This is a genomic window from Mesorhizobium sp. M0296, assembly GCF_040321675.1.
GTDB lineage: Bacteria > Pseudomonadota > Alphaproteobacteria > Rhizobiales > Rhizobiaceae > Mesorhizobium.
Window position 1 is genome coordinate 62,230 of record NZ_JAMYRZ010000025.1, and the last position, 23,651, is coordinate 85,880.

Genomic DNA, 23,651 nt, shown 5'->3' on the forward strand with positions numbered 1-23,651 from the left:
GGGCTTCACCTTGAGCATTGCTTGTTCTATGCCTTTCCCATGAAGAAGCTTGCCCGTTTTCTTGGCCTGCTGGTCGTTGCAGCAGTCCTTGCGGTGGCGCTGGGCACGCTGCTGCCGCGCCCGCTCTGGCCGGCGGCCGTTGCCGATCCGATCGGCACAAGCCACCGTATCCTGGTGCTGCAAAATCCGATCCACACCGACATCGCCATCCCGGTCGACGACGATGTGCGCCGGCGCTTCCATTTCCTGGTCGATGCCGGCATTCCAGCAGACATGGCGGAGGTCCGCTACATCGTCTTCGGCTGGGGCGGCCGCGCCTTCTATCTGGAGACGCCGACCTGGTCGGAGCTGAAGGCGGTGCCGGTGATGAAGGCGCTATCGGTCGATGCCTCGGCAATGCATGTCGACATTTCCGTCGACATCGCCGAGCCGCATCGCGACGTCGCTGCCTTCGACATCGGCGAGGAGCGGTTTACGGCGCTGCTCGATTACATTGCGGCAAGCTTCCGGCAGGGGCCGAACGGGGCCATCCCGATCGAGAGTGCGGCCTATTCCCGCTTCGATCGGTTCTTCGAAGCCAATGGTCATTTCAACGCGCTGATCGGCTGCAACACCTGGACGGCGGCGGCACTGCGCACGGCCGGGCTGCGCACCGGCTGGTGGGATCCGCTGCCGGCCTCGCTCGGCCTGTCGATGCGGCTTTACAATTGAAGAGGGTTCCGGCTGATCAACGCCGCGATCCTTCGCGCCCCCCTCTGTCCTGCCGGACATCTCCCCACGAGGGGGGAGATTAGCGGCTTCGGCGCCTTGCTAGGTCATGCAACCTTGAAGATTGGCGAAAGCCAATGTGATGGCCAATCTCCCCCCAAGTGGGAGAGATGTCCGGCAGGACAGAGAGGGGTGCTGTCCAGGGCGCTGTCCCTCCAGCCTGTCGTGCGTATCATCGCGCGCCATCGTCCAACGCCCGCCAGCCATAGAGCCAGTCGAGATCGGCGGCGAGTTTTTCGGGCGAGCGCATCGCCAGGAACAGGTTGCGGGCCATCGCCACCGGCCCGGCCGCATGCCAGGCGAGGCGGTTGACGACGCCGCGGCGGGCGACCTGGGCGACGCGCGGCCGCCGCGCCTGTTCCCAGGCGACAAGCGCGCTGCTGAGATCGGCAGGCGAGGTGGCAACCAAACCGGCAAGGGTTACCGCGTCCTCGATCGCCATCGCCGCGCCCTGTGCGGCAAACGGCGTCATCGCATGCGCCGCATCGCCGATCAGCGCGATGCCTTCCGGCGTCGTCCACCGCCGCTGCTCGACGGTGTGGATCGGCCATGCCGTCCATGGCGCGGCCTCGCTCGCCAGACGGACCAGCGCCGGCGCGGTACCGCGCATGGCGCTGGCGAGGATGGCGGGGTCGGCATGCCCCGACCAGCCCTCGGCGATGCGCTCGCCCTTTGTGAAGGCAGCGAGGTTGAAGGCAGTGCCACGGCTGACCGGATAGGCGACCATATGGAAGCCGGAATAGAGGAATGCAGTAACACAATCGGGCTCACCGATCGCCGCAAAGGTTTGTCCAGCGGGGCTGTCGGCGGCCACCGTGGCGCGCCAGGCAAGCTCGCCCGAAAACCGGCTTCTCCGGAAATCGGCTGCGTTGCGGGCAAGCGTTTCTCGCACCGACGACCAGACGCCATCGGCGCCGATCAAAAGACAGCCAGCCTCGACCGTGTCGCCATCAGCCGATGCAGTGACGGTAACACCTTTCGATCCGGCTGCGATGTCGGTCACCCGCGCGCCGGCGATCAGATCGATACCGGGCTGCTCCGAAACTCGCTGCATCAGCGCTGACTGCAGATCCGCGCGGTGGGCAACGAGATAGGGCGCTCCCCAGCGCGTTTCGGCCGCCTGGCCAAGCGGTACGCGCGCCAGCTTGCGCAGCGTGGCGGCATCCTTGAGCACGACCGCCTCCGGCCGCACCGCCGTCGCCAGCAGCCGATCGAGTACGCCGAGCTGCCGTAGGATGCGCGTCGCGTTGGGCGAAAGCTGGATACCGGCGCCGGCAGCCTCGAGGTGCTGCGCCTGTTCGAACAGTTTTGTCCGATAGCCGCGCTCGGCGAAGGCCAGTGCCGCGGTCAGCCCGGCGACGCCCGCCCCGGCGATGACCACCTGCCGGGACTGCGTTTCCTGCATCAGGGTTGTCGCGAAAGAATCAGGCGGCCTGGTCGAGATAGAGGCAGCCCGGCGGCTGCGTTTCCAACGCCTTCAGCTTCGGCGAATAGCGATAGAGCGTCGAGCAATAGGGGCAGACTTTTTCATTGTCGTCGCCCATGTCGAGAAATACATGCGGGTGGTCGAAAGGCGGATTGGCGCCGGTGCACATGAATTCCTTGACGCCGATGTCAATTGCCGGATAGCCCGCATCGTTCTGGAAATGGGGAATGGAACCGCCTGCCATCGTCGTCTCCTGATCTTGTCGATTGCATCTGGATCATAACCCGTCTCTTTGCAAGATCGATGAAATGAAACTGTCGCAAAAGCCTGTCAGAGGATAAGTTAAGCCGGTTAAGGCTATGGTCGTCGAACGGTGTGGGAAGAGCGGAAACCATGAACGAACTGAAGCCGGTGCAGAACGAATTCATCACCGTCGAGGCGGCGAGCCGCGAAGGCGGCAATCCTGACCGCTTCGTCAACCGCGAGTTTTCCTGGCTCCAATTCAACCGGCGCGTGCTCGAAGAGTCGCTGAACGCCAATCATCCGCTGCTCGAGCGTGTTCGCTTCCTGTCGATATCGGCCGCCAACCTCGACGAGTTCTTCATGGTCCGCGTTGCGGGTCTTGCCGGCCAGGTGCGCGAGGGCATCGTGCTGAAGAGCCCGGACGGACGCACGCCCGAGCAGCAGCTCGAACAATTGCTGCGCGAGGTCGAGCGCCTGCAGGAGGACCAGCAGAAAAGCCTTTCGGCGCTGATGCTGCTCCTCGACAAGGAAGGCATCGAGAGCATCACCCGCGATGCGCTGAGCAAGGACGAGAAGATCTGGCTCGAGGACCATTTCCAGGAGCAGGTATTTCCGGTGCTGACGCCGCTGTCGATCGACCCGGCGCATCCGTTCCCGTTCATTCCCAATCTCGGTTTCTCGATGGCGTTGCAATTGCGCCACCGTAAGAACGGCGAGGAAATGAGCGCGCTTTTGCGCCTGCCGGTGGCACTGAGGCGCTTCATCCGCTTGCCGGATCGCAAGCGCCATGTTCGCTTCATCCCGCTCGAGGAGGCGGTCGGTCTTTATATCGGCAAGCTGTTCCCGGGCTACGAGGTCAAGGGTTCCGGCACGTTCCGCATCATCCGCGACAGCGATATCGAGGTCGAGGAAGAATCAGAGGATCTGGTGCGCCTGTTCGAGACGGCGCTGAAGCGGCGGCGCCGCGGCTCGGTTATCCGGATCGAATTCGACCGGCTGATGCCGCCCGAACTGCGCGACTTCGTCGCCGGGGAGCTTGGCGTTTCGGCAAGCCGCATCAGCGTGCTCACCGGTCCGCTGGCGCTCAGCCAGATCTCGGAGATCGTCGCCGTCGCCCGCGACGATCTGAAGTTCACGCCCTACAATCCGCGCTTCCCCGAGCGCATCCGCGAGCATGGCGGCGATTGTTTTGCGGCGATCCGCGAGAAGGACATCATCGTCCACCACCCCTACGAATCCTTCGACGTCGTGGTGCAGTTCCTGCGCCAGGCAATGGCCGATCCGGAAGTGGTGGCGATCAAGCAGACGCTCTATCGCACCTCCAACGACAGCCCGATCGTGCGCGCTCTGGTCGACGCCGCCGAGGCCGGCAAGTCGGTGACCGCGCTGGTCGAGCTCAAGGCGCGCTTCGACGAAGAAGCCAACATCCGCTGGGCCCGCGACCTCGAGCGCGCCGGCGTCCAGGTGGTCTTCGGCTTCCTCGAACTGAAGACCCATGCGAAAATGTCGCTGGTGGTGCGGCGCGAGGACGGCAGGCTGCGCAATTACGTGCATCTCGGCACCGGCAACTACCACCCGGTCACGGCACGCATCTACACCGACCTGTCCTTCTTCACCACCGCCCCGACGATCGCGCGCGATGTCGCCCAGTTGTTCAACTTCATCACCGGCTATGCCGAGCCGGCCGAGCAGATGCGGCTGGCCATATCGCCGTTCACGCTGCGCGACCGCATCCTCCAGCACATTTCGGATGAGATCAGCCACGCGCTGGAGGGCAGGCCGGCCCGCATCTGGATGAAGATGAACGCCTTGGTCGACCCGATCGTCATCGATGCCCTCTACGATGCCAGCCGCGCCGGCGTCGAGATCGATCTCGTCGTGCGCGGCATCTGCTGCCTGAGACCGCAGGTGCCCGGCCTGTCGGAGAACATTAGGGTGAAGTCGATCGTCGGCCGTTTCCTCGAGCACAGCCGCATCTATTGCTTCGGCAACGGCCACGGCCTGCCATCGGACGGGGCGATCGTCTACATCTCCTCGGCCGATCTGATGCCACGCAATCTCGACCGCCGCGTCGAGACCATGGTGCCGATCACCAATCCAACTGTGCACGAACAGGTGCTCGGCCAGATCATGCTTGGCAACATCATGGACAACCAGCAAAGTTTCGACGTATTGGCTGACGGAACCTCCCGGCGCGTTGTGCTGGAGGAGGGCGAGGAACCGTTCAACGCGCAGGAATATTTCATGACCAATCCGAGCCTGTCCGGACGGGGCGATGCGTTGAAGTCGCATGCGCCCAAGCGCATCGCGCAGTTCAAGCGCCGCAAGAAACAGAACGCAGCGACGGGCTGATGATTTCAGCGTCCCAGGGCCGGCTTCAGGACCGCCGACCGCTGTCCATCATCGATATCGGATCGAACTCGATCCGTCTTGTCATCTATGAGGGGCTGGCGCGCTCGCCGACCTTGCTGTTCAACGAAAAGATGCTGGCCGGCCTCGGCCGCGGCATCGTTTCGACCGGAAAGCTCGATCCCGAGGCGGTGACGCGCTCGATGGAAGAGTTCCGCCGTTTCCGCGCACTCTCCGACCAGGCCGGCGCCGAGCGCATGTATGTGCTGGCGACCGCCGCCGCTCGCGAGGCGGTCAACGGCCCCGACTTCATCCACCGCGCCGAGGATGTGCTCAAGACCGAGATCCAGGTGCTGAGCGGCCGCGAGGAAGCCCATTATTCGGCGCTCGGCGTCATTTCCGGTTTCCATCCGGCCAACGGCATCGCCGGCGATCTTGGCGGCGGCAGCCTCGAGCTGATCGATATTGACGGTGAGACGATCGGTGACGGCATCACGCTGCCGTTGGGCGGCTTGCGCCTGCAGGACATGGCGAAGAACTCGCTGACCCAGGCGGCAAGGATCACGCGCGAGCAACTGGCGCGGGCGAAATTGCTAAAGGGCGGGCAGGGCAGGACCTTCTACACGGTCGGCGGCACCTGGCGAAATCTCGCCCGGCTACACATGGAAATGACCAACTATCCGCTCGGCGTCATGCACCATTACGAGATCGGCATCGAAAGCGCCGCGAACTTCCTCCGGCAGGTCGCCAAGGCCGAGATCGACAAGATCAAAGGCATCGAGGGCATCTCCAAGAACCGCCGTTCGCTGCTGCCCTATGGCGCAATAGTGCTGCAGGAGATCATGGCGGCGATGCAGCCGTCGAAGATCATCGTGTCGGCGCTGGGCGTGCGTGAGGGCTTTCTCTATTCGCTGCTCGACAAGGCCGAGCAGAAAGCCGATCCGCTGATCTCGGCGGCGGAAGAGCTTGCCCGCCTGCGCTCGCGCTCGGTCGACCACGCGCATGAGCTTGTCGAGTGGACCGGCAAGGCGTTCGCCGCCTTCGGCATCGACGAGACCAGGGATGAGGCGCGCTACCGCCACGCCGCCTGCCTGCTCGCCGATATCGGCTGGCGTGCCCATCCCGAATATCGCGGCAAGCAATCGCTCAACATCATCGCCCACGCCTCGTTCATCGGCGTCGATCATCCCGGCCGCGCCTTCCTGGCGCTTGTCAGCCTGTTTCGCCACGAGGGCGTGTTCAATGAAGCCGCTCCGGAAATCCGCGGGCTGGCGACACCGCGCTATCTCGAACGGGCCCGCGTGCTGGCCGCGCTGCTGCGCGTCGTCTATTTGCTGAGCGCGGCAATGCCCGGCGTCATGCCGCGACTGAAATGGGAAAACCGCGGCAATGGCGTGCTGGCGCTGGTGCTGCCGGCAGCGCTGGCCGATCTTTACGGCGAGCGGCCCGCCGGCCGGCTGGCACAGCTGGCAAGGGTCACCAACCGCCGGCTGGTGCTGGCGGTCGAGGGCGGGCCCAGTGTTTCGGTGAAGTAGCTTCAGGCGCGGCACTGAAATGGATGCCAATCGCGACGACTGCACGCTGAGGGGAAGAAGATCGTGAAATCCAGTCAAATCCTGCCGCTGCTGCTTTCCGTCCTGTCATTGTTGATTGTCGACGCGGCCAGAGCTCAGACGGTTTCCAAGGTTTCCGTTGCTGCAAAAGGCGCGTTTGAGTTTGAGAAGAGTTATCCAAAAGGCGCAGACGGCAAAACACCATTCAATCTGCTCAAAGGTTTTTTAAAACCTAAAAGTGGGCAAAAGATAAATTACTTTGTATTTAGAATAAGCGACGAAATGATCAAATTTCAAAGATCGATTTCGATGAACACGTTTTTTGCGGACGTTAATCTCTGTCCTGGCGCTGTCGATCGAACTCTGTCCGTTCATCAGCCCCTCGGCAACTTTCTTGACCCTGTCGTGGGCCGAACCGACCTGTTGCCATACCTGAAGAGGGCAAGCCTGATCCAATTGCGTAACTACCTGTATGTCGCGATTGACAGCAATCTTCGGAGCTACTCCCCCAAGGGCGCAGATCAATATGGATATGAATGGCTGCCGATCGCGGTGGAAAGCAGACTGGTTTGCCTGACCATCAGCGTCGGTCAAATGGGGCATGGCGCCTTTCTCTCTCAGCCCATAAACATAACCAGGCTTGCGGAGTTCGTCTTTCTCGACAGCAAATGAGCCGAGCCGGGCGGCAGCTTAGCCAGTCCCTGCAGCCATCCGGCCGTCGGCCGACCATGCACCCGCGCCAGCCATCGCCAGCGCCAGAAAACCGCCTGATATCGCGATGTCCTTCATCAGCATCTGCGAATGCATGAAGGTCAGCGTCGGATCGCCGCCGCCCTGGCCATAGTGGCCGATGAACGCTGTCGCGACGCAAAAGGCGGCGAGCAGCAGCGCCACGATCGGCGTCTTGAGGCCGACGAGGATGAGCAGCCCGGCGATCAGTTCGAACAGCCCGGTGCCCCAGGCAGCCAGCGTCGGCAGCGGCAGGCCGAGGCCGGCGAAATAGCCGGTCGTGCCGGCAATGTCGGCAAGCGCATGGAAGCCGGACGGCACGAACAGTGCGGCGAACATTAGTCGGGAAAGCAAAAGCAGCGCATTGCGGGGCATGGCAACCTCCGTTGTCGGCCGGGTGGCCAAGAGCCCGATCCTAGCAGAATTCCGGTCAGCGGACCGACAGGCACAAACGACAACGAAAAAGGGGCGCGGAAAATTCCGCGCCCCTTTGTTCAGGAAATGCTGGGCTGCTTCAGCCGCGCTTGGCGTCGATTGAATACGCGCCTGGGCCCGAGGAGGCGAGCACGACGAAGCCGCCGGCAATGCCGAGGTTCTTCATGAAATTGATCATCTGCATCTGATCGGCCCAGCCGGTGTGGGCGACCAGCGCGGTGGCGACGGTGAAGATCGCCATTACCCAGCCGACGATCCGGGTCTGGAAGCCGACGAGGATGGCCAGGCCGCCAAGCAGTTCGATAAGGCCGACGACAATGGCGGTCACCATCGGCAGCGGCAGGCCGAGGCTGCCGAAATAGCCGGCCGTGCCGGCAATCGCCGTCAGCTTGCCGAAACCGGAAAGCAGGAAGATGACCGAAAGCAGGATGCGGCCGAGCAGGATCGTGCCCGAGGCGCCGGAGGCGGTGCCGGAACCGGCAAACGAAGTGTTGGTGGACGTGTTGGTGGACATGCGTAACTCTCCAGAAGGGTTTGGCCAAACGGCTTGGGATACCCGTCTAGTTAGCGCAGGCCGACTGTTCACCAAAGATGCCAGATTGGTTACGGATTGTTCACCCAGGTAACGTTTTCGCGATCAACTTACCCTGGGTGCGTCATGTCCTCCGGCCGCACCAGCCGCTCATAATCGGCTTCGCTGACCAGCCCGGTGGCCAGCGCTTCCTCGCGCAGCGTTGTGCCGTTCTTGTGCGCCGCCTTGGCGATCTTGGCGGCGTTGTCATAGCCGATCGTCGGCGCCAGCGCCGTCACCAGCATCAGCGAACGGTCGAGCGCTGCCTTGATGTTGTCTTCGCGGGCCTCGATGCCGACGACGCAATTGTCAGTGAACGACACCGAAGCGTCGGCCAGCAGCTGCACCGACTGCAGGAAACAATAGGCCATCAGCGGATTGTAGACGTTGAGTTCGAAATGGCCCTGGCTGCCGGCGAAGCTGATCGCCGCATTGTTGCCGAAGACCTGCACGCAAACCTGCGTCATCGCTTCGCACTGGGTCGGGTTGACCTTGCCCGGCATGATCGACGAGCCCGGTTCGTTTTCCGGCAGCGACAATTCACCGAGGCCCGAACGCGGGCCGGAACCGAGCAGACGGATGTCGTTGGCGATCTTGAACAGCGCCGCCGCGCAGGCATTGATGGCGCCGTGCGAGAAGACCATGGAATCATGGGCGGCAAGCGCCTCGAACTTGTTCGGCGCGGTGACGAAATCGATGCAGGTGATTGCGGCGATGCGCGCCGCCACCTTTTCGGCAAAGCCGACCGGTGCATTGAGGCCGGTGCCGACCGCGGTGCCGCCCTGTGCCAATTCCTGCAGGCCGGGCAGCGTCATCTCGATGCGCTTGATCGAGGAGGCGACCTGCGCCGCGTAGCCGGAGAATTCCTGGCCGAGCGTCAGCGGCGTCGCGTCCTGCGTGTGGGTGCGGCCGATCTTGACGATATGGGCGAAAGCCCTGGTCTTGGCGTCGAGTGCCGTATGCAAATGTCTTAGCGCCGGCAGCAGGTCGTGGATGATGCGCTCGGCGCAGGCGATGTGCATTGCCGTCGGATAGGTGTCGTTCGACGACTGGCTCATATTGACGTGGTCGTTGGGATGCACCGGCTTCTTTGATCCCATGACACCGCCCAGAAGCTCGATTGCCCGGTTGGAGATCACCTCATTGGCGTTCATGTTGGACTGCGTGCCCGAACCGGTCTGCCAGACGACCAGCGGGAAATGCTCGTTGAGCTTGCCGTCGATGACCTCCTGGGAGGCCTCGATAATGGCCTTGCCGATTGCCGGATCGAGCCGCTTCAGCTCCATATTGGCCTCCGCTGCCGCCCGCTTGACGATGCCCAGCGCCCGCACGATCGAGGCAGGTTGTTTCTCCCAGCCGATCTTGAAATTGGCCAGCGAACGCTGCGCCTGCGCGCCCCAATAGCGGTCGGCGGCGACCTCGATGGGACCGAACGTGTCGGTTTCGGTTCTGGTCTCTGGCGCGCTCACGTGTCTCTCCGGTTTGCAATTTGCAATCGGCGTATCGCGTTGCACAAATGCCTTCAAGCGGAGATTGCGGGTGACGGGAATGCAAATCGGTTGAAGGTGCTGGCAATCTCCCCACTTGAGGGGGAGATGTCGCCGAAGGCGACAGAGGGGGTCGGTAGGTCTTGACGCAACTCCCATAGCGGACGGAACAGGCTGGTGTTCCACGCGAGACGACCCCCCTCTGTCCTGCCGGACATCTCCCCCTCGAGGGGGGAGATCGCAACCTCATCCCGCCGTGTATCCTCCATCCACGGCGAAGATTCCGCCGCTGGTCCATGCCGCTTCGTCGCTGCCGAGATAGACCGCGATGCCGGCAAGGTCGCTGGTCCGGCCGATGCGGCCGAGCGGGTAGCTGCGCTCGACATAGGCCTTGAGCTCGGCTTGCGCGGCCTCAGGCAGGTTTTCGATCGACCTGCGCCGCATCGCTGTGTCGACCGTGCCGGGCGCGATGGCGTTGACTCTTATGCCGCGCGCCCCGAGCTCGAAGGCGAGCGACTTGGTCAGCGAATTGAGCGCGCCCTTCGACAGCGAATAGAGGCTGGACGGCCGCTTCGGGATCATCTTGTGCGCGAAATAGGACGAGATGTTGATCACCGAGGCCGCGCCGGGCGCGAGATGCGGCAACAGCCGCTGGGTGAGGAAGAATACCGCCGTGACGTTGAGTGCGAAGGACTGCTGGAACTGATCCTCACTGACGGTTTCGAACGGCACAAGGAACGCCACGCCGGCATTGTTGACGAGGATATCGACAGGTGGGCCGCGCCTGGCATGCTCGACCACGGCATCGATCCCGGCGCTGGCCGACAAATCGGCCGACAGCGTTTCGACATTATCCCCGAGCTGCTTGCGGGCGGCGTCGAGTTTTTTGCCGTCGCGGCCGACGATCAGCACGTCCGCGCCTTCGCGCAAAAACGCCTCGGCGATTGCCAGCCCGATCCCGTCCGAGCCGCCGGTGACCAGTGCCCGTTTGCCGCCTAGTCTCATCCAACACTCCCGCGCACTGCCGTCTTGTCTGGTAAAGGAGAGCAGCGCCGTTGCCGATTGTGGTCAAGCCGCCGGCCTATCCTACAATATGAACTTTCGGCTGATGCGCCTGGCTATTCGGCAGCGGCTGCACCGCGCCGAACAGCCAGCCGGGTAGCGACGAAATTCTTGACCTGATGAATGGCCTGTTCACGCGTAACGCTGCCTGGCTGCAGGCCAAGCCGCAACCACAGCCCGTCGATCAGGGCGGTGACGCCGAAAGCGATCTCGTCAGCATCGCGTGCCGGCGCCAGACCGCGCAGGCCGGACAGCAGGTTGGAGCGCATGCGCGCATGGATCACCTTCTGGATGCGGGCAAGCTTTTCGTCGCGCGGAACCTCCGCGCAAAGTGAAAGCCAGGCGTGGCAGAGGGACGGCTGGAAGAGATGCGGCTCGAAATTGCCTTCGATGATGGCCTCTATCCGTTGCATTGGCGTGCGCGCCTGTCTCAGCCGCTCGACCACCGCATGCCGCAGCACCAGGTTCGATTCGCGCATGGCATGCTCGAACAGCTCCCGCTTGCTGTTGAAATAGTGCAGCACGATGCCTTTCGACGCGCCGGCCTGTGCCGCCACTTTTTCTATGGTCGCGCCAGCTATGCCTTCGCGCTGAAGCACGGCAAAGGCGGCTTGCCGCAGCTCCTTGCGGCGTATGTCGCTGAGACGCTTGAGTTTCACGGGCCGGGATCCTGCATCGAAAACCGACGTTGACATTTTTGTCCGCCGAGATCAATGATTGACCACTGGGACAATATAAAAACCGAATGGTCAACATCGTTGGTGAAATGAGGAGAACCGAAATGCTTCGTAGCCTTGGAATAGGCGCCTCGCTCTGCGTCCTGCTGGCGATCCAGCCGGCCTTTGCGGCTGAACCTGAGCAATGCAAGGTCGTGCGCATGGCCGAGCCTGGATGGAACGACCTTGCCTTCACCACCGGCGTCACCAGCGTCTTGCTCGATGCGCTCGGCTACAAGCCGGCAAGCTCGCTTCTGGGCATCAACGTCATCTATGAATCCTTGAAGAACAATGATTTGGACGTGTTCCTTGGCTATTGGGATCCGGCGATGATCACCTACTACGAGCCCTATAAGAAGGACGGCTCGGTAGACGATGTGCGCGTCAATCTCGTCGGCGCCAAATACACCTTTGCCGTGCCGACTTACGTGTGGGAGGCCGGCGTCAAGGATTTTGCCGACCTGCAAAAGTTCGCCGACAAGTTCGGCAGGAAGATGTACGGCATCGAGCCGGGCTCGAACCAGCTGATGATGGACGCCATCGCCGATAAGTCGCTCGGCCTCGATGGCTGGCAGGTCGTCGAATCGAGTGAAGCCGGCATGCTTTCCGAGGTCGGCTACGAGATCAAGGAAAAGCGCTTCATCGTCTTCCAGGGCTGGGCGCCGCATCCAATGAACACGATGTACGACTTCAAATATCTGAGCGGCGGCGACAAGTTCTACGGCCCGAACTTCGGCGCCGCGACGGTGACGACGCAGGTGCGCAAGGGCTATCTGCAGCAATGCCCGAATGTCGGGCAGTTGCTGAAGAACCTCGCCTTCGATATCGATTTCGAAAATCTCGGCATGGGCTATCTCATCAATGACGGCATGAAGCCGGAGGAAGCCGGCCTGAAGGCCCTCAACGAGAATCCGGATAGGCTCGGCGCCTGGCTTGCCGGTGTCACCACATTCGATGGCAAGCCCGCGCTCGATGCAGTCAAGCAGCAGCTCGGCCTGTGATATCGGCCGATCAGGCGGGCTGGAACGGCCGCAAGCGCAAGGTCGGTGCCGGCTGCACTGAAACGGCCTTCGTCGAAATCGCCGGGCAGGAGCCCGCGCTGGTGCTGGTGCACGGCTTCTCCGACACGAGCCGCAGCTTCTCCTTGCTGGCGCCGCATCTCGCCGGGCGCCGGCTTGTCATTCCAGACCTGCGCGGGCATGGCGCCTCGCCGGCCGGGACACGTGGCTTCGCCCCGGCGGATTTCGCGGAAGATGTGGCGAGTTTGATCGAGCGATTGCGGCTCGAGCGGCCGGTTCTGGTCGGGCATTCCCTGGGCAGTATGGTGGCGATCGAGGCAGCCGCGCGCTATGCCGAGATGATCGGCGGCCTGGTGCTGATGGCCGGAACGCTACGGCCGCAGATCGGTGAGGATCACCCGATGACCATTGGTGTGCGGGCGCTTCGAGACCCGATATCGCCGGCCGATCCGTTCTATGACTATTGGCATGCCTGCGAGGCCGAGGTTCCAGCGGAATTCCTAACCATGACTGCGGAGGAGGCGTCAGCCATGCCGGCGGCACTCTGGCGCGCAATCCTGGAGCAGGTTCGGCGCATCGATCTGACCGACAAGGCGCGCATGCTGCGCCTGCCGGCGCTTGTCATTGCTGGCGCGCACGACCTGCTCTTCGACGAAACGCACCAACGGCGGCTCCTCGAAGAAATCCCTAGCGCCGCGTTCGTGAGCGCGGTGCGATGCGGACACAACCCGCACTGGGAGGATCCGGCATTGGTCGCGGCAGCCATCGGCCGGTATTTCAAGCTCGGTACCAAAGCTGGACCCCAGCCGACAGCCGAAGCGACCGGTAGTCCGGGCTGAGAGCAGTCATGAATCTTTCCGAATACGTGGCGTTGGATGCCGTCGCCCTGGCCGGGCATGTTCGCTCGGGCGAATTGTCGGCCGTCGAGGTCGTCGAGGCGGCTATCGAAGCGATCGAAAGCATCAATCCCGCCCTCAATGCCGTGACGCTGATCGATGCGGACCGGGCGCTTTCCGTTGCGGCAAGCTGCAACCGGCAGGCGGCACTCGCCGGCATTCCTTTTCTGGTCAAGGACACCGGCGTCAATGTACGGGAGTGGCCGACGACGCACTCGTCGCTCTACTTCAAGGATGCCGCGCCGAAGCCCGACAGCGAGATCGTCCGGCGCTGGCGGGCCGCCGGTCTGATCTTGCTGGGCAAGACAAACACGCCTGAATTTGCCAACGACTTCGTCACCGAACCCAGCTTTCGCGGCCCCACCTCGAACCCCTGGGATCCTTCGCTGACGGCGGGCGGCTCAAGCGGCGGAGCTGCTGCCGCGGTGGCGAGCGGCATGGTGCCGGTCGCCCACGGTTCCGATATCGGCGGATCGATCCGGGTGCCGGCTGCCTGTTGCGGCGTGTTCGGCATGAAGCCGTCGCGCGGGCTCATGCCTGTCGGGCCTGGTCGAGGTCAGGTCGGCGCCGGGCTCTACGCCGAGAACGTGCTGTCCCGCACCGTTCGCGACAGCGCCGCCATGCTGGACATGACTGCCGGTCCAGAACAAGGAGCGCCTTACTCCGTGTCCAAATCGGTGCCGTCCTACCTGGACTGGCTGTCTTCGCCCGGCGAGCGTCTGCGCATCGCATGCCTGGCGCGCCGGCCGGACGGCACGCCCGTCGCGTCCGAGATCGGGGCAAGATTCCAGGAAGCCATGATCCTCCTCGAGGACAGGGGGCACGAGGTCACAGAGGCGCGTTTCCCGCGGGAAGCCAGCGCCGAAGCGGACTGGAGCATCTTCTGGATGTCGGAGGTCGCGCGGCTGGTTGACGAGCGCGCCGACGAGATCGGGCGGATGCCGGGGGCTGGCGAAATCGAAAGCCTGACTCGTCACGCGCTCGACTGTTTTCGGCGATCCTCGGCCGCCGATTATCTCAGGGCGCAGGACCATGTGCACAGCGCTTCGCTGGCGATGGCGATGGCGTTCGATGGGTTCGACCTGATCATGACGCCGACGACGGCCGAGCCTACGCCCCGGCTTGGCGCCATCCATGGCGATGGTGCTCTCTTCGATTACGAGGCTTGGGCGAGCCGGGCCTACGGCTTTGCGCCTTTCACAGAAATCTTCAACGTCACCGGCCAACCGGCCGCCAGCCTGCCGCTTTTCCAGTCGAAAGACGGCCTGCCGATTGGCATCCAGCTCATTGGCCGCAAGAACGAGGATCACCGGCTGCTGCGCGTTTGCCTTGATCTGGAGCAGGCAACCGCATGGACCACGCGTTACCAGGTGATCCACGGCAGGCATTTTCAGGCGTGAACCAGACAGGGGTTCAGTGCACATAGGTGGCTTTCAACGGCGTTGTCACGCCGGCGTTGGCTGTCCGAGCAGCGACCGCGCCGTGGGCGCCAGGCGCAGAACCTCCACGGGCCTGGCCAAATCCCGCTGCGCGGCCTGCTCGAACACTTGCCACTCCGGGGATGCGGCCAAGGCTGCCTCGCGGCGGGCATGTGCATCGGCGCTGGCGAAACCGGTGATGCTGATGAAGACGTTTTCGCTGGCCCGCACCGGCAACCGCGGAAAGCTGTTTTCGGCATGCTCGGTAACGAAGGCGGCGAGCGGCGACGCGCCAAATGCGGCGAGCACTGGAAGGGCCGCGGTCTGGAAGTCATTGGCGAAACGGGCTTCCAGGCCCGGTTGCAAATGATGAATCCTGATGACAACAATTGCCTGCAAATCACTGCTTGCGCTCGGTTTTTCGAGGTCCGCCTGGGGTAATCGTTGCAATCCCGAGAGGTCTAGGCCGGCGCCTGGCCAGGCCGGCTTCAGCAGCAGCACGTCGTCAGAATCGATCATCGTGGCGTTGGCGCCCTCGCGCCAGGCAGCCCAGACCGGCCCGTCATAGAAGGCGGTCAGAGCGTTTTTCCGCGCTTCCATACCGCCGAAGCCGCGCAGCCAGACGAACATATCCGGCCGGTCGAGATCGCGGAACTGGCCGATGATGGTCATCCCCGCGGTTTCCTGGCCCTCGATCAGGTGATTGTCGAAGATGCCGATCAGCGTCTCGCGCCTGCCGGGTTTCAGCGTGTATCGCCTGAGTTCGACAACGGGCGAGGCGAGCATATCGGGATTAGGTATGGCGTTCAAAGGCAGGTTCATTGCGCGATCTCCAAAACAGGACAGTCATCCTGTTTTACAAAACAGACCGGTTGTCCTGTTTTGTCAATCTGCTATCGTGTGAAGATGTCAGCAGAGATATCCGCTCGCCCAAGTTCGCGTGCTCAAAAACGCACCAACGACCCCGAGGGCATGCGCAAAAAGGTGCTCGATGTGAAGCAGCCAGAAGCGCCAAGGGACCCCGAAAGAGAATACGTTGAGGCTGCCATATTGCACCGTCAACTACTTGAAATGGGGGATGTCAAAGGATCGAATGCGGCTCACGACCGCTTAATCCGCGCAATAAGAGAGATCAGGAACCGACCTGATCTTGGCCGATCTTTTCTGTTGGGAACCCTGAGGCATACAGACGAAAATGTCAGGTTCTGGAGTGCCGGGCACCTTTTGCCACTCGAAGAAAAAATGGCTCTTGCCGATTTGAAGAGCCTCGCAAGAGACGCGAAATCGTCGGTGGTTAGTTTAAGTGCCGATGTGACCGCAACGGAGTGGCGAAGAGGCACGCTGGATATTGATTGGTTCATGAAAGAGTAGAAGCAGCGCCTCGTCCGAATCGATCACTGGGCGTTGGCGGCGTCGCGCCAAGCAAACCCTACCGGCTGTTTTACAAAACAGACCGGTTGTCCTGTTTTGTCAATCTGCTATCGTGTGAAGATGTCAGCAGAGATATCCGCTCGCCCAAGTTCGCGTGCTCAAAAACGCACCAACGACCCCGAAGGCATGCGCAAAAAGGTGCTCGATGTCGCCGAGGAGGCGTTTCAGGCACGCGGCTATCATGCGTCCAGCATGGGCGACCTGATGGCGACGGCGGGCGTCACCGGCGGCGCGCTGCACCACCATTTCCCAACCAAGAAGGCGCTCGCGCTCGCAGTGATCGAGGAGCGGGTCGCCGCCGCCGTAGAAGAGACATGGATCGCGCCGGTGCGGATGGCTCCCTCAGCGCGCGAGGGCGTGCGCTCCGTGTTCGCGGCCGTCGCGGCGGAGCTGGAGCGGCAGGGTTTCGTGCGCGGCTGCCCGCTCAACAACCTGGCGCATGAACTGGCGCTTGCCGATCCGGATTTCCGCATTGCCCTTGCCGGCATTTTTTCTACCTGGCGTCAGGCGATCGCCGACAAGATCAGCGCCGACCAGCAGTCGGGCCGGGAGCTGGGCACCGATCCGCAGCGCTTCGCAGCGCTCGCCGTCGCCAGCTATTCGGGCGCCATGTCGATGGCCAAGACAGCACAGGACGCAGGCGTGCTGCGTGACTGCCTGATGGCGTTGGGAGCAGGGAGTTATGTCGTCCAAAACAGGAACGAGGCGACGTAGCAGGATACTGCACAGAGCCCTCTGACGCCGGCAGGACAGTCGCTCACTATGACCGAGGCGGGGAGGCCGAGCTCTTAATTCGGCAGCGACTTGATCAGCTCGTAGCCGACCACGCTTTCGGCACTGGTGCCCTCGTCATAGCGCCTGGCCACAACTGCCTGCAGGTCGGGTGCGTAAAGCGCGATGAATTCGTCCCGCGTCTCGCCGGCCTCGCTCCTGATCGTCTGCTTGACCGCGAGCACGGAGTATTTGCAATCACCCAGGCTGAACGTCTCCTTGCCCTTGACGTTGATCTCCAGCGTCTCGGTGCCCTTCGGCGGCTTGTTCGGTGCGAGACGGGCAAATACGATCTTGCTCTTGGCACCCGCCTTCAGCGGGAACACCTTCCTGAGATCGGAAAACGGGATCATCGCCAGCTGCCCCGTGCTGCTGTCGCGAAACACTTCGATCAGCCCGCCGAACAGGTACTGCGACTGCGGCGATTGCGACTGGTATTTGTTGGCAACCGCCACCATTCCGCCCGCCGCCGGACGAAATTCGCTGTGGATGCCGGGCCTTTCGAGAATGAAGCCGGCCTTGGCCGATTTGGCGTCGATGCACCCGGCGCCATGCGCTGCGCTCGTCACCGCCAGAATCGCCATTGTCATGCCGATGGATGCAGTTTTCAAGGCGTCCTCCTCTGCCCGCGCAAGTTGAATGCCGAAAGCAATGCCAGACCTGGGAGAACGTGTCGACACACTTTGCGAGCAACTGGACTGCCGGTCCGCGTCGTGCTGAATTTTAGCGCATGATGTATCGCATTCCCGCCCGGCCGGTTTCCCGGCGCAGCTTCCTGATGCAGGCAGCGGGCCTTGCCGCGGCCGGCGCCGTTTCGCACCCGGCCTTCGGCCAGACCGGCCAGCGCATCCCGCCGATCGACGCCACTTTTCTGTTCATCGCCGATGTCCATGCCTGCCGCATGGCAAACGGATTGAGCCCGCATTGCGAGCAGGAGGGCAAGACCGACGCTGCCTTGCTGCGCAACGTCGCCGCACTCAACGGCGTCGGCGACAGGCAATGGCCGGCTGAAATCGATGGCATTGCCACCGCCCTGCGCTCGACGGGCAAAATCGGCACGCCGCTCGGCCTCGTCGTTGGCGGCGACATCACCGATGATGGCGGCGGCCAGATCACCCAGCCCAGCGAGGGCACGCAGCTGCTTCAGTTCAGCCAGCGCTACCAGCAAGGCGTCGGCCCCGACCGCGTGCACATGCCGGTCTATGTCGGCCTCGGCAACCACGACCTCGACCAGAACGGCCCGCGCTCGCATGTCGACTGGTACCGCCGCGAAATGCGCGACTACGTCGAGGTCAACCACCGCCCCGGCGTGTTCTTCAAGCCGCCTGCGCCGGCGACCGACTACGATGTCGGGACCGATTGCTACTCATGGGATTGGGGCGGCCTGCATCTTGTCCAGACGCACCGTTTCGCCGGCGATACCGGCCATGGCGCCGTCAGCAGCCTGCCATGGCTGAAGCAGGACCTGGCGACTTATGCCGGCGACGGCCGCCCGGTCATCCTGTTCCAGCATTATGGCTGGGATACTTTTTCGATCGAAAGATGGGACGCCGCCGAGAAAACCTTCGACGACGGCGGCAAGGGTCCGCCCCACTGGTGGAGCGAAGCCGACAGGCAGGCGCTGCTGGCTGTGCTGAAGGGTTACAACGTCGTCGGCATCTTCCATGGCCACCAGCACGCGACGCCGATGATCTACCACCGTGACGGGCTCGACTTGTTCAAGCCGAAGGCCGCCTTCATGGGCGGCTTTGCGTTGGCGCGGGTGACCGGAAACAGCATGGATGTGGTGCTGGGCGAAGCCGCCGGAGATCATGGCGAGGTCACCTTCACCAATGCATACAGCAAAAGCCTGACTTTCTGACGGGCAGGAGAGGGCCAAAAAAGGCGGCCGAGCCGCCTTTTCCTCGTTTGCGAAGGGCCACCCTCAAAGCGCCTTCTTCACCTTGTCCTTCACGTCGCCGTAAGCCTTCTGCATCTTGCCGGTCGCCTTGTCGACGTCGCCTTCGGCCTCGGTGCGCCTGTTGCCGGTGGCCTTGCCGGCGGTCTGCTTGACCGAGCCCTTGGCTTGCTTGGCAACGCCGGCAACCTGATCCTTGTTCACCATCTCGCATCTCCTGAACCGTTCGCCTGGAGAAACGGTCGCGGATCGCTTAGGTTCCGGGTTCTGCCCGTCGATTGGGATAGCTTCCGGCCGCGAAGCCGACAGGATAGGGTGCACCAGAACGCCCGAACAGACAGGGCCGGAGGGACAATGGCTGAATTCACGCTCTTCATCGGCAACAAGTGTTTTTCGTCGTGGTCACTGAGGCCATGGCTGGCGATGAAGCACCTGGAGATCCCGTTCGAGGAGGGTTTTGTGCGCCTGCGCACGCCCGAGACCGCGGCCAATCTGGCCAGGATATCGCCGACCGGCCAGGTGCCGGTGCTGAACCATCGGCTGCCGAATGGCGAGGTCCGGATCGTCTGGGAAACCCTTGCCATCCTTGAATATCTCGCCGAGCTGTTTCCCGGGAAAGAGCTTTGGCCGGCCGACATCGGCGCCCGCGCGCTGGCCCGCTCGGCGGCGACAGAGATGCATTCCGGCTTTCGCGAGGTCCGCTATGGCTGGCCGATGAATTTGCGCCGGCCGAAAGGCTACAAGCCGCTCGACGCCGAAGGTGAGACGCAACGGGCGCGCATCGAAGGGCTATGGCGCGAATGCCGCGAAAAACACGGCAAAGTCGGCCCGTTCCTGTTTGGCCGTTTCACCGCGGCCGACGCCATGTACGCGCCGGTCGTCACCCGCTTCGACACCTATGGCGGCACGCTGGCGCCCGACACCCGCGCCTATGTCGACGCCGTGCTTTCAATACCGGCGATGCGCCACTGGTATGCCGAGGCGGCGAAAGAGCCTTGGCCGGAGCCCGGTCCCGACGAATAGAGCCGAGCAACCGAGGAGCCGGTCTTCCGCTTTGCGGCCCACGGCCTATCTGAAGCTCGGGCAGGGGCCTTGGAGACTTCACAATGACTTCTGTTTCTTCCGCACTGGCCGGCAAGGTCGCACTCGTCACCGGCGCCTCCTCGGGCATCGGCGAGGCAACCGCTGTGGCGCTCGCAGCCGCCGGGGCCAAGGTGGCGATTGCCGCACGTCGCGCCGATCGTCTCGAAGCGCTGGCCGCACGTATCGAAAAGGCCGGCGGCACGGCGCTCCGCATCGAGGCCGACGTCACCAGCAACGACGATGTCACCGCCATGGTCGACAAGGTTGTCACCGAATGGGGCCGGCTCGACATCCTCGTCAACAATGCCGGGGTGATGCTTCTGTCGCCGGCCGCCGAGGCGTTGCTCGACGACTGGCGCCGCATGATCGAGCTCAACCTGCTGGCGCTGATGGGCGTCACCAAGGCGGCGCTGCCGCATCTCAGGGCCGCCAAGGGTCACATCGTCAATGTCTCGTCGATCGCCGGCCGCGTCGCCAATCCCGGCGCCAGCGGCTATGCCGCAACCAAGTTCGGCGTCGTTGGCTTTTCCGAATCGCTGCGCCGCGAAGTCTATGCCGATAAGGTTCGCGTCACCGTCATCGAGCCTGGCCTTGTGCGCACCGAACTCGGCGACCATGTCACCAACCCGGCGGCGAAGGCCGGGCTCGACCAGCGGCTCGCCGCCATGGAGGCGCTGACCGCCGAGGACATCGCCGCGGCCATTCTCTACGCCGTGGGCCAGCCGGCACACGTCAACGTCAACGAGATCGTCATCCGCCCGACCGACCAGGAACGGTGAACGGCGTCAGATATTTTCGCTACGCCTCAAATCCCGCCCGCAGGAAATCGCCACACTCCTCGACCAGCCGCGACGGGTCCCTCGCGAGGTAGACGCCGAAATCCGCCATCGGCGCCGGCGGCAGGTTGAAGCGTCCGTTGAGGCTTTGGCAGTCGGGCGGTAGTCCTTCCTGCAGCAGAAGGCCGATGCCAAGCCCGGCCCTCAGCGCCGAGATCAGCGTCGCGAAAGTCGACACGCGGCAGCCGATCTTCCAGCCGATCCCGGCCTCGGCGAGCGAGGCCAGCATTCTGTCCTGCCAGGAGCAGGCGCCTTCGAAGATGATCAGCGGAAGCTCGACCTCGTCATCGATCTCGATCATGCGGCTTGCCGCCCAGACCAACTGTCGTGACAGATGGCCTCGCGGCGCCTTTGTGAAGCGCGCCGGATCGGCCATGACGATGTCGCATTTTCCTTCGCCCAGCGACTTGCTGAGATCGCTGCTGCTGGCTGATGTCAGCTCGATCTCCACGGAAGGATGCCGGCGGCGGAAGTCGGCAATGATCAACGGCAGCCGTGTCACCGCCAAATCCTCGACGATGCCCAGCCGGACACGGCCGACCAGCCTGCGGCCTTCTATCTCGCGCCTGGCATCGTCGCCGATCGCGATGGCCTTGCGGGCGAAGGCGAGCAGGATCTCGCCGGCCTCGGTCAGCGTCACGCCGCGCGGCGAACGGCGCAGCAGCTCGGCGCCGACTTCACCCTCGAGGCGCTGAAGCTGCATACTCACCGCCGCCTGGGTGCGGGCAAGCCGATCGGCGGCCCGGCTCACCGTTCCCGTATCGGCCACGGTGACGAAGGCGCGCAGCAGCCTGATGTCGATATCTCTAGTCATAAGAATTCCTGATAGCTGTGTCAGCACTATCAGGCTACCCGAAAGCCCGATCTGAATTCAAGGTCCGCTCGCACCAACGAAAACAGGAGCAGCCACCTTGTCCTACAGACGAAGATTTGAGGAGTTCGGTGTCGCCTGGCCGTCGCTCGATCGGCCCGCTTTGCCGTTCTCGCCGACGGTTCGGGTCGCAGACATCGTCTATGTCTCCGGTCAGATCCCCGAGATCGGGCAGGAGATCGCTGCGATCGGCCAGGTCGGCGCAGAGATCGATCTGGCCGCGGCGCGGAACGCCGCCCGGCTCTGCGCGGCCAACATCGTCTATTGGCTGGACAAGGAATTGGACGGCAATCTCGACCGCGTCGTGAGATTCGCCAAGCTGACCGTCTATGTGAACGCGGCGGCCGGCTTTGCGGCCTATTCGGAGGTCGGCAACGGAGCATCCGAATTTCTGCTCCATGTTTTCGGCGAGCGTGGCGAGCATGCCCGCTGCTCGCTCGGCATGGCCGGCTTGCCGGCCAATGTTCCGGTCGAAGCCGACGCCATTGTGCATGTCCGCTGATGCACGCCCAAAGCATGCACTCAGGGCTTATCCGGGAGTGCGCAGTGAAACCAGAGGAGGCTTGGCTTGATAAGTACAAATCTTGAGGGGCGGAAGGCGCTTGTTCTCGGCGGAGGCAAGGGCCTGGGTTTCGGCGTCGCCGAAGCGGTCGCGGCGAAAGGCGCGGAGATCATCCTGGTCGGACGAGGGGAGGAGACCCTGGATGCGGCGCGGCGCGCGATCGAGTCCGCCGGCCCCGTCTGCTCGACCTTCAGCGCCGATCTTTCCGATAACGACAGCGTCTCCCGGCTGATCCGTGCCATCGAGGACGAGCATCAGCGGATCGACATCGTCCTGCTCAATGGCGGCGGCCCGCCGCCCTTCGCGGCCAGCGTCTTCGATGCGAGCGTCTGGGAGAAGCAGTTCACCAGCATGGTGCTGAGCCAGATGCGTATCGCCATCTCTTTCCTGCCCGGCATGCGGGCGCGGCGCTGGGGACGCATCATCGCCGTTTCCTCCACATCCGTCCGCGAGCCGATCCCCGGCCTCACCGCTTCGAATGCGTTGCGCGCGTCGCTTGCCGGCTGGGCCAAGACCCTGGCCGGCGAAGTGGCGGCGGACGGCGTCACCGTCAACCTGTTGCTGCCTGGCCGTTTTGCGACGGACCGGACGAAACAGTTCGACGCGATGGACGCCGCCGACAGGGGTGTGGACGCTGCTGTGATCGCCGCCGAGAGTCAGGCCGAAATCCCGGCAAAGCGCTACGGGACCCCCGCCGAATTCGGCGCGGTTGCCGCATTCCTGGCCAGCGACGACGCCGCCTATATCACCGGCGTGGCTTTGCCGGTGGATGGCGGGCTCAGCCGGGCCATGCCGTGAGGGGCAGGCGGCGCGAATGGTCGCATCACAGGAACGCCCCTCGTGCCTTTTATCTGCGCGGGGGGCGTCCTGTTTGTCGTCCGCCTCTCTCAAGATCGCTCTTTCAAGAACGGCTTTCGACACCGAAAGAATGCCCGCGATGCCAAAATGGTTCCCGGCTGATTGGTTTTTTCGGCGGGCAATAGCCCGGCTTTCACCGTCCGATGTGCTGGCGCGGGCCGCCGCCGCGCGTCTCCGCGAGTGTGGCAAATCAAAAAAATTGACACAACGCGCAAAGAAGTCTATAAGAATTTTGTCGATATTTGTTTGACCGACTTTTGTTATCCGCGTGCTTAGGCGCGCCTTTGGCGAACTTCCCCCATCAAAATCGAGACAAACGTTGTTGTGCATCCGCATGACGGCGAACGAATATTTGCCATGGAAAGGGTTCGTTATGAGCACAGGCACAGTTAAATGGTTCAACGCCACCAAAGGTTTTGGTTTTATTCAGCCTGACGACGGTTCTGCCGACGTTTTCGTCCACATCTCAGCCGTCGAGCGCGCCGGAATGCGCGACATCGTCGAGGGCCAGAAGCTTGGCTACGAGATGGTCCGCGACAACAAGTCGGGCAAGATGTCCGCCGACCAGTTGAAGGCGGCCTAAAACGGAATTAAGCCTCACCGGTGACCACGGATGTACTGGCACCGGTGAATGGCAAATTCCAGCGCATGATCGCGGGGATGTTAAGTC

General features: G+C 63.1%; 25 protein-coding genes and 1 pseudogene. 15 read left to right on the forward strand and 11 right to left on the reverse strand.

The features are described 5' to 3' along the window. The first annotated feature begins 39 nt into the window (after nucleotides 1–39). On the forward strand, nucleotides 40–711 hold the full coding sequence (locus tag NKI97_RS22775; RefSeq protein ID WP_352452776.1) for a TIGR02117 family protein: 672 nt from the start codon (nucleotides 40–42) through the stop codon (nucleotides 709–711). A 229-nt stretch (nucleotides 712–940) separates the two neighbouring features. Here the strand turns inward: NKI97_RS22775 and NKI97_RS22780 are convergent, their stop codons facing one another. Both NKI97_RS22780 and NKI97_RS22785 read right to left on the reverse strand, forming a co-directional pair. After that, nucleotides 941–2,173 (reverse strand): FAD-dependent monooxygenase, encoded by a 1,233-nt coding sequence (locus tag NKI97_RS22780; protein WP_352452775.1) that lies wholly within the window; start codon nucleotides 2,171–2,173, stop codon nucleotides 941–943. Nucleotides 2,174–2,192: 19 nt separating this feature from the next. Then, nucleotides 2,193–2,438 (reverse strand): zinc-finger domain-containing protein, encoded by a 246-nt coding sequence (locus NKI97_RS22785; RefSeq protein WP_023677627.1) that lies wholly within the window; start codon nucleotides 2,436–2,438, stop codon nucleotides 2,193–2,195. Between the two features lie 149 nt (nucleotides 2,439–2,587). On the opposite strand from NKI97_RS22785, the gene NKI97_RS22790 reads away from it, so the two are divergent. The 3 genes from NKI97_RS22790 (at nucleotide 2,588) to NKI97_RS22800 (ending at nucleotide 7,011) form a co-directional block, all read left to right on the forward strand. After that, the gene (locus NKI97_RS22790) at nucleotides 2,588–4,789 is read left to right on the forward strand and encodes an RNA degradosome polyphosphate kinase (RefSeq protein ID WP_352836687.1); all 2,202 of its coding nucleotides are present in this window, start codon (nucleotides 2,588–2,590) and stop codon (nucleotides 4,787–4,789) included. Beyond that, nucleotides 4,789–6,321 (forward strand): exopolyphosphatase, encoded by a 1,533-nt coding sequence (gene ppx / locus NKI97_RS22795; RefSeq protein WP_352452773.1) that lies wholly within the window; start codon nucleotides 4,789–4,791, stop codon nucleotides 6,319–6,321. Before NKI97_RS22790 ends, ppx begins: the two co-directional genes overlap by 1 nt. A 63-nt stretch (nucleotides 6,322–6,384) precedes the next feature. Then, nucleotides 6,385–7,011, forward strand: coding sequence for a hypothetical protein (locus NKI97_RS22800; RefSeq protein WP_352747296.1), 627 nt, complete (start codon nucleotides 6,385–6,387; stop codon nucleotides 7,009–7,011). An 18-nt stretch (nucleotides 7,012–7,029) separates the two neighbouring features. Here NKI97_RS22800 and NKI97_RS22805 read toward each other — a convergent pair whose 3' ends face one another. From NKI97_RS22805 to betI, 5 genes are all read right to left on the reverse strand, one after another. Beyond that, nucleotides 7,030–7,443: a DoxX family protein gene (locus NKI97_RS22805; RefSeq protein WP_352452771.1), complete on the reverse strand. Its 414-nt coding sequence runs from the start codon at nucleotides 7,441–7,443 to the stop codon at nucleotides 7,030–7,032. A gap of 139 nt (nucleotides 7,444–7,582) precedes the next feature. Continuing rightward, on the reverse strand, nucleotides 7,583–8,017 hold the full coding sequence (locus NKI97_RS22810) for a DoxX family protein (protein ID WP_352452770.1): 435 nt from the start codon (nucleotides 8,015–8,017) through the stop codon (nucleotides 7,583–7,585). A gap of 128 nt (nucleotides 8,018–8,145) precedes the next feature. After that, a complete protein-coding gene (gene fumC / locus NKI97_RS22815) occupies nucleotides 8,146–9,543 on the reverse strand; it encodes a class II fumarate hydratase (protein WP_352836690.1) in 1,398 nt (465 codons plus the stop codon). Between the two features lie 264 nt (nucleotides 9,544–9,807). Then, nucleotides 9,808–10,566, reverse strand: a complete 759-nt coding sequence (locus NKI97_RS22820) for an SDR family NAD(P)-dependent oxidoreductase (protein ID WP_352452767.1) — start codon at nucleotides 10,564–10,566, stop codon at nucleotides 9,808–9,810. A gap of 113 nt (nucleotides 10,567–10,679) precedes the next feature. Then, nucleotides 10,680–11,318: a choline-binding transcriptional repressor BetI gene (gene betI, locus NKI97_RS22825; protein ID WP_352452766.1), complete on the reverse strand. Its 639-nt coding sequence runs from the start codon at nucleotides 11,316–11,318 to the stop codon at nucleotides 10,680–10,682. An 86-nt stretch (nucleotides 11,319–11,404) separates the two neighbouring features. Here betI and choX point away from each other — a divergent pair, with 86 nt between their 5' ends. From choX to NKI97_RS22840, 3 genes are read left to right on the forward strand one after another with little or no spacing between them, the layout of a single operon-like run. Then, complete coding sequence (gene choX / locus NKI97_RS22830; protein WP_352452765.1) at nucleotides 11,405–12,340, forward strand: choline ABC transporter substrate-binding protein; 936 nt, start codon at nucleotides 11,405–11,407, stop codon at nucleotides 12,338–12,340. Further along, nucleotides 12,337–13,197 (forward strand): alpha/beta fold hydrolase, encoded by an 861-nt coding sequence (locus NKI97_RS22835; protein ID WP_352452764.1) that lies wholly within the window; start codon nucleotides 12,337–12,339, stop codon nucleotides 13,195–13,197. The genes choX and NKI97_RS22835 overlap by 4 nt, the downstream gene beginning before the upstream one ends. 8 nt (nucleotides 13,198–13,205) lie before the next feature. Next, nucleotides 13,206–14,654: an amidase gene (locus NKI97_RS22840; protein WP_352836695.1), complete on the forward strand. Its 1,449-nt coding sequence runs from the start codon at nucleotides 13,206–13,208 to the stop codon at nucleotides 14,652–14,654. A gap of 45 nt (nucleotides 14,655–14,699) precedes the next feature. Here the strand turns inward: NKI97_RS22840 and NKI97_RS22845 are convergent, their stop codons facing one another. Beyond that, the gene (locus tag NKI97_RS22845) at nucleotides 14,700–15,494 is read right to left on the reverse strand and encodes an NIPSNAP family protein (RefSeq protein WP_352836698.1); all 795 of its coding nucleotides are present in this window, start codon (nucleotides 15,492–15,494) and stop codon (nucleotides 14,700–14,702) included. 150 nt (nucleotides 15,495–15,644) lie between these two features. Here NKI97_RS22845 and NKI97_RS22850 point away from each other — a divergent pair, with 150 nt between their 5' ends. Both NKI97_RS22850 and NKI97_RS22855 read left to right on the forward strand, forming a co-directional pair. Beyond that, nucleotides 15,645–16,043, forward strand: coding sequence for a hypothetical protein (locus NKI97_RS22850; protein ID WP_352452761.1), 399 nt, complete (start codon nucleotides 15,645–15,647; stop codon nucleotides 16,041–16,043). A gap of 186 nt (nucleotides 16,044–16,229) precedes the next feature. Continuing rightward, nucleotides 16,230–16,842 (forward strand): annotated as a pseudogene (locus NKI97_RS22855) (TetR/AcrR family transcriptional regulator). Between the two features lie 49 nt (nucleotides 16,843–16,891). On the opposite strand, the gene NKI97_RS22860 reads toward NKI97_RS22855, so the two are convergent. Next, entirely contained in the window at nucleotides 16,892–17,485 is a 594-nt protein-coding gene (locus NKI97_RS22860; protein ID WP_352836701.1) for a hypothetical protein, read from the reverse strand. A gap of 119 nt (nucleotides 17,486–17,604) precedes the next feature. On the opposite strand from NKI97_RS22860, the gene NKI97_RS22865 reads away from it, so the two are divergent. After that, nucleotides 17,605–18,735 carry a metallophosphoesterase gene (locus tag NKI97_RS22865; RefSeq protein WP_352836704.1) on the forward strand — a complete coding sequence of 377 codons (1,131 nt, stop codon included), beginning with the start codon at nucleotides 17,605–17,607 and terminating at the stop codon, nucleotides 18,733–18,735. 63 nt (nucleotides 18,736–18,798) lie between these two features. Here the strand turns inward: NKI97_RS22865 and NKI97_RS22870 are convergent, their stop codons facing one another. Continuing rightward, complete coding sequence (locus tag NKI97_RS22870; protein ID WP_254820647.1) at nucleotides 18,799–18,978, reverse strand: CsbD family protein; 180 nt, start codon at nucleotides 18,976–18,978, stop codon at nucleotides 18,799–18,801. A gap of 147 nt (nucleotides 18,979–19,125) precedes the next feature. On the opposite strand from NKI97_RS22870, the gene NKI97_RS22875 reads away from it, so the two are divergent. Next, entirely contained in the window at nucleotides 19,126–19,794 is a 669-nt protein-coding gene (locus NKI97_RS22875; protein ID WP_352743453.1) for a glutathione S-transferase family protein, read from the forward strand. An 83-nt stretch (nucleotides 19,795–19,877) separates the two neighbouring features. Then, nucleotides 19,878–20,633: an SDR family NAD(P)-dependent oxidoreductase gene (locus NKI97_RS22880; RefSeq protein ID WP_352743455.1), complete on the forward strand. Its 756-nt coding sequence runs from the start codon at nucleotides 19,878–19,880 to the stop codon at nucleotides 20,631–20,633. Between the two features lie 19 nt (nucleotides 20,634–20,652). Here the strand turns inward: NKI97_RS22880 and NKI97_RS22885 are convergent, their stop codons facing one another. Further along, nucleotides 20,653–21,504, reverse strand: a complete 852-nt coding sequence (locus NKI97_RS22885; RefSeq protein ID WP_352743457.1) for a LysR family transcriptional regulator — start codon at nucleotides 21,502–21,504, stop codon at nucleotides 20,653–20,655. A gap of 97 nt (nucleotides 21,505–21,601) precedes the next feature. On the opposite strand from NKI97_RS22885, the gene NKI97_RS22890 reads away from it, so the two are divergent. From NKI97_RS22890 to NKI97_RS22900, 3 genes are all read left to right on the forward strand, one after another. Next, entirely contained in the window at nucleotides 21,602–22,063 is a 462-nt protein-coding gene (locus NKI97_RS22890) for a RidA family protein (RefSeq protein WP_352616790.1), read from the forward strand. Nucleotides 22,064–22,129: 66 nt separating this feature from the next. Then, on the forward strand, nucleotides 22,130–22,921 hold the full coding sequence (locus tag NKI97_RS22895) for an SDR family oxidoreductase (protein WP_352836708.1): 792 nt from the start codon (nucleotides 22,130–22,132) through the stop codon (nucleotides 22,919–22,921). A gap of 433 nt (nucleotides 22,922–23,354) precedes the next feature. Next, nucleotides 23,355–23,564, forward strand: a complete 210-nt coding sequence (locus NKI97_RS22900; protein ID WP_010915421.1) for a cold-shock protein — start codon at nucleotides 23,355–23,357, stop codon at nucleotides 23,562–23,564. The last annotated feature ends 87 nt before the right edge of the window (nucleotides 23,565–23,651 follow it).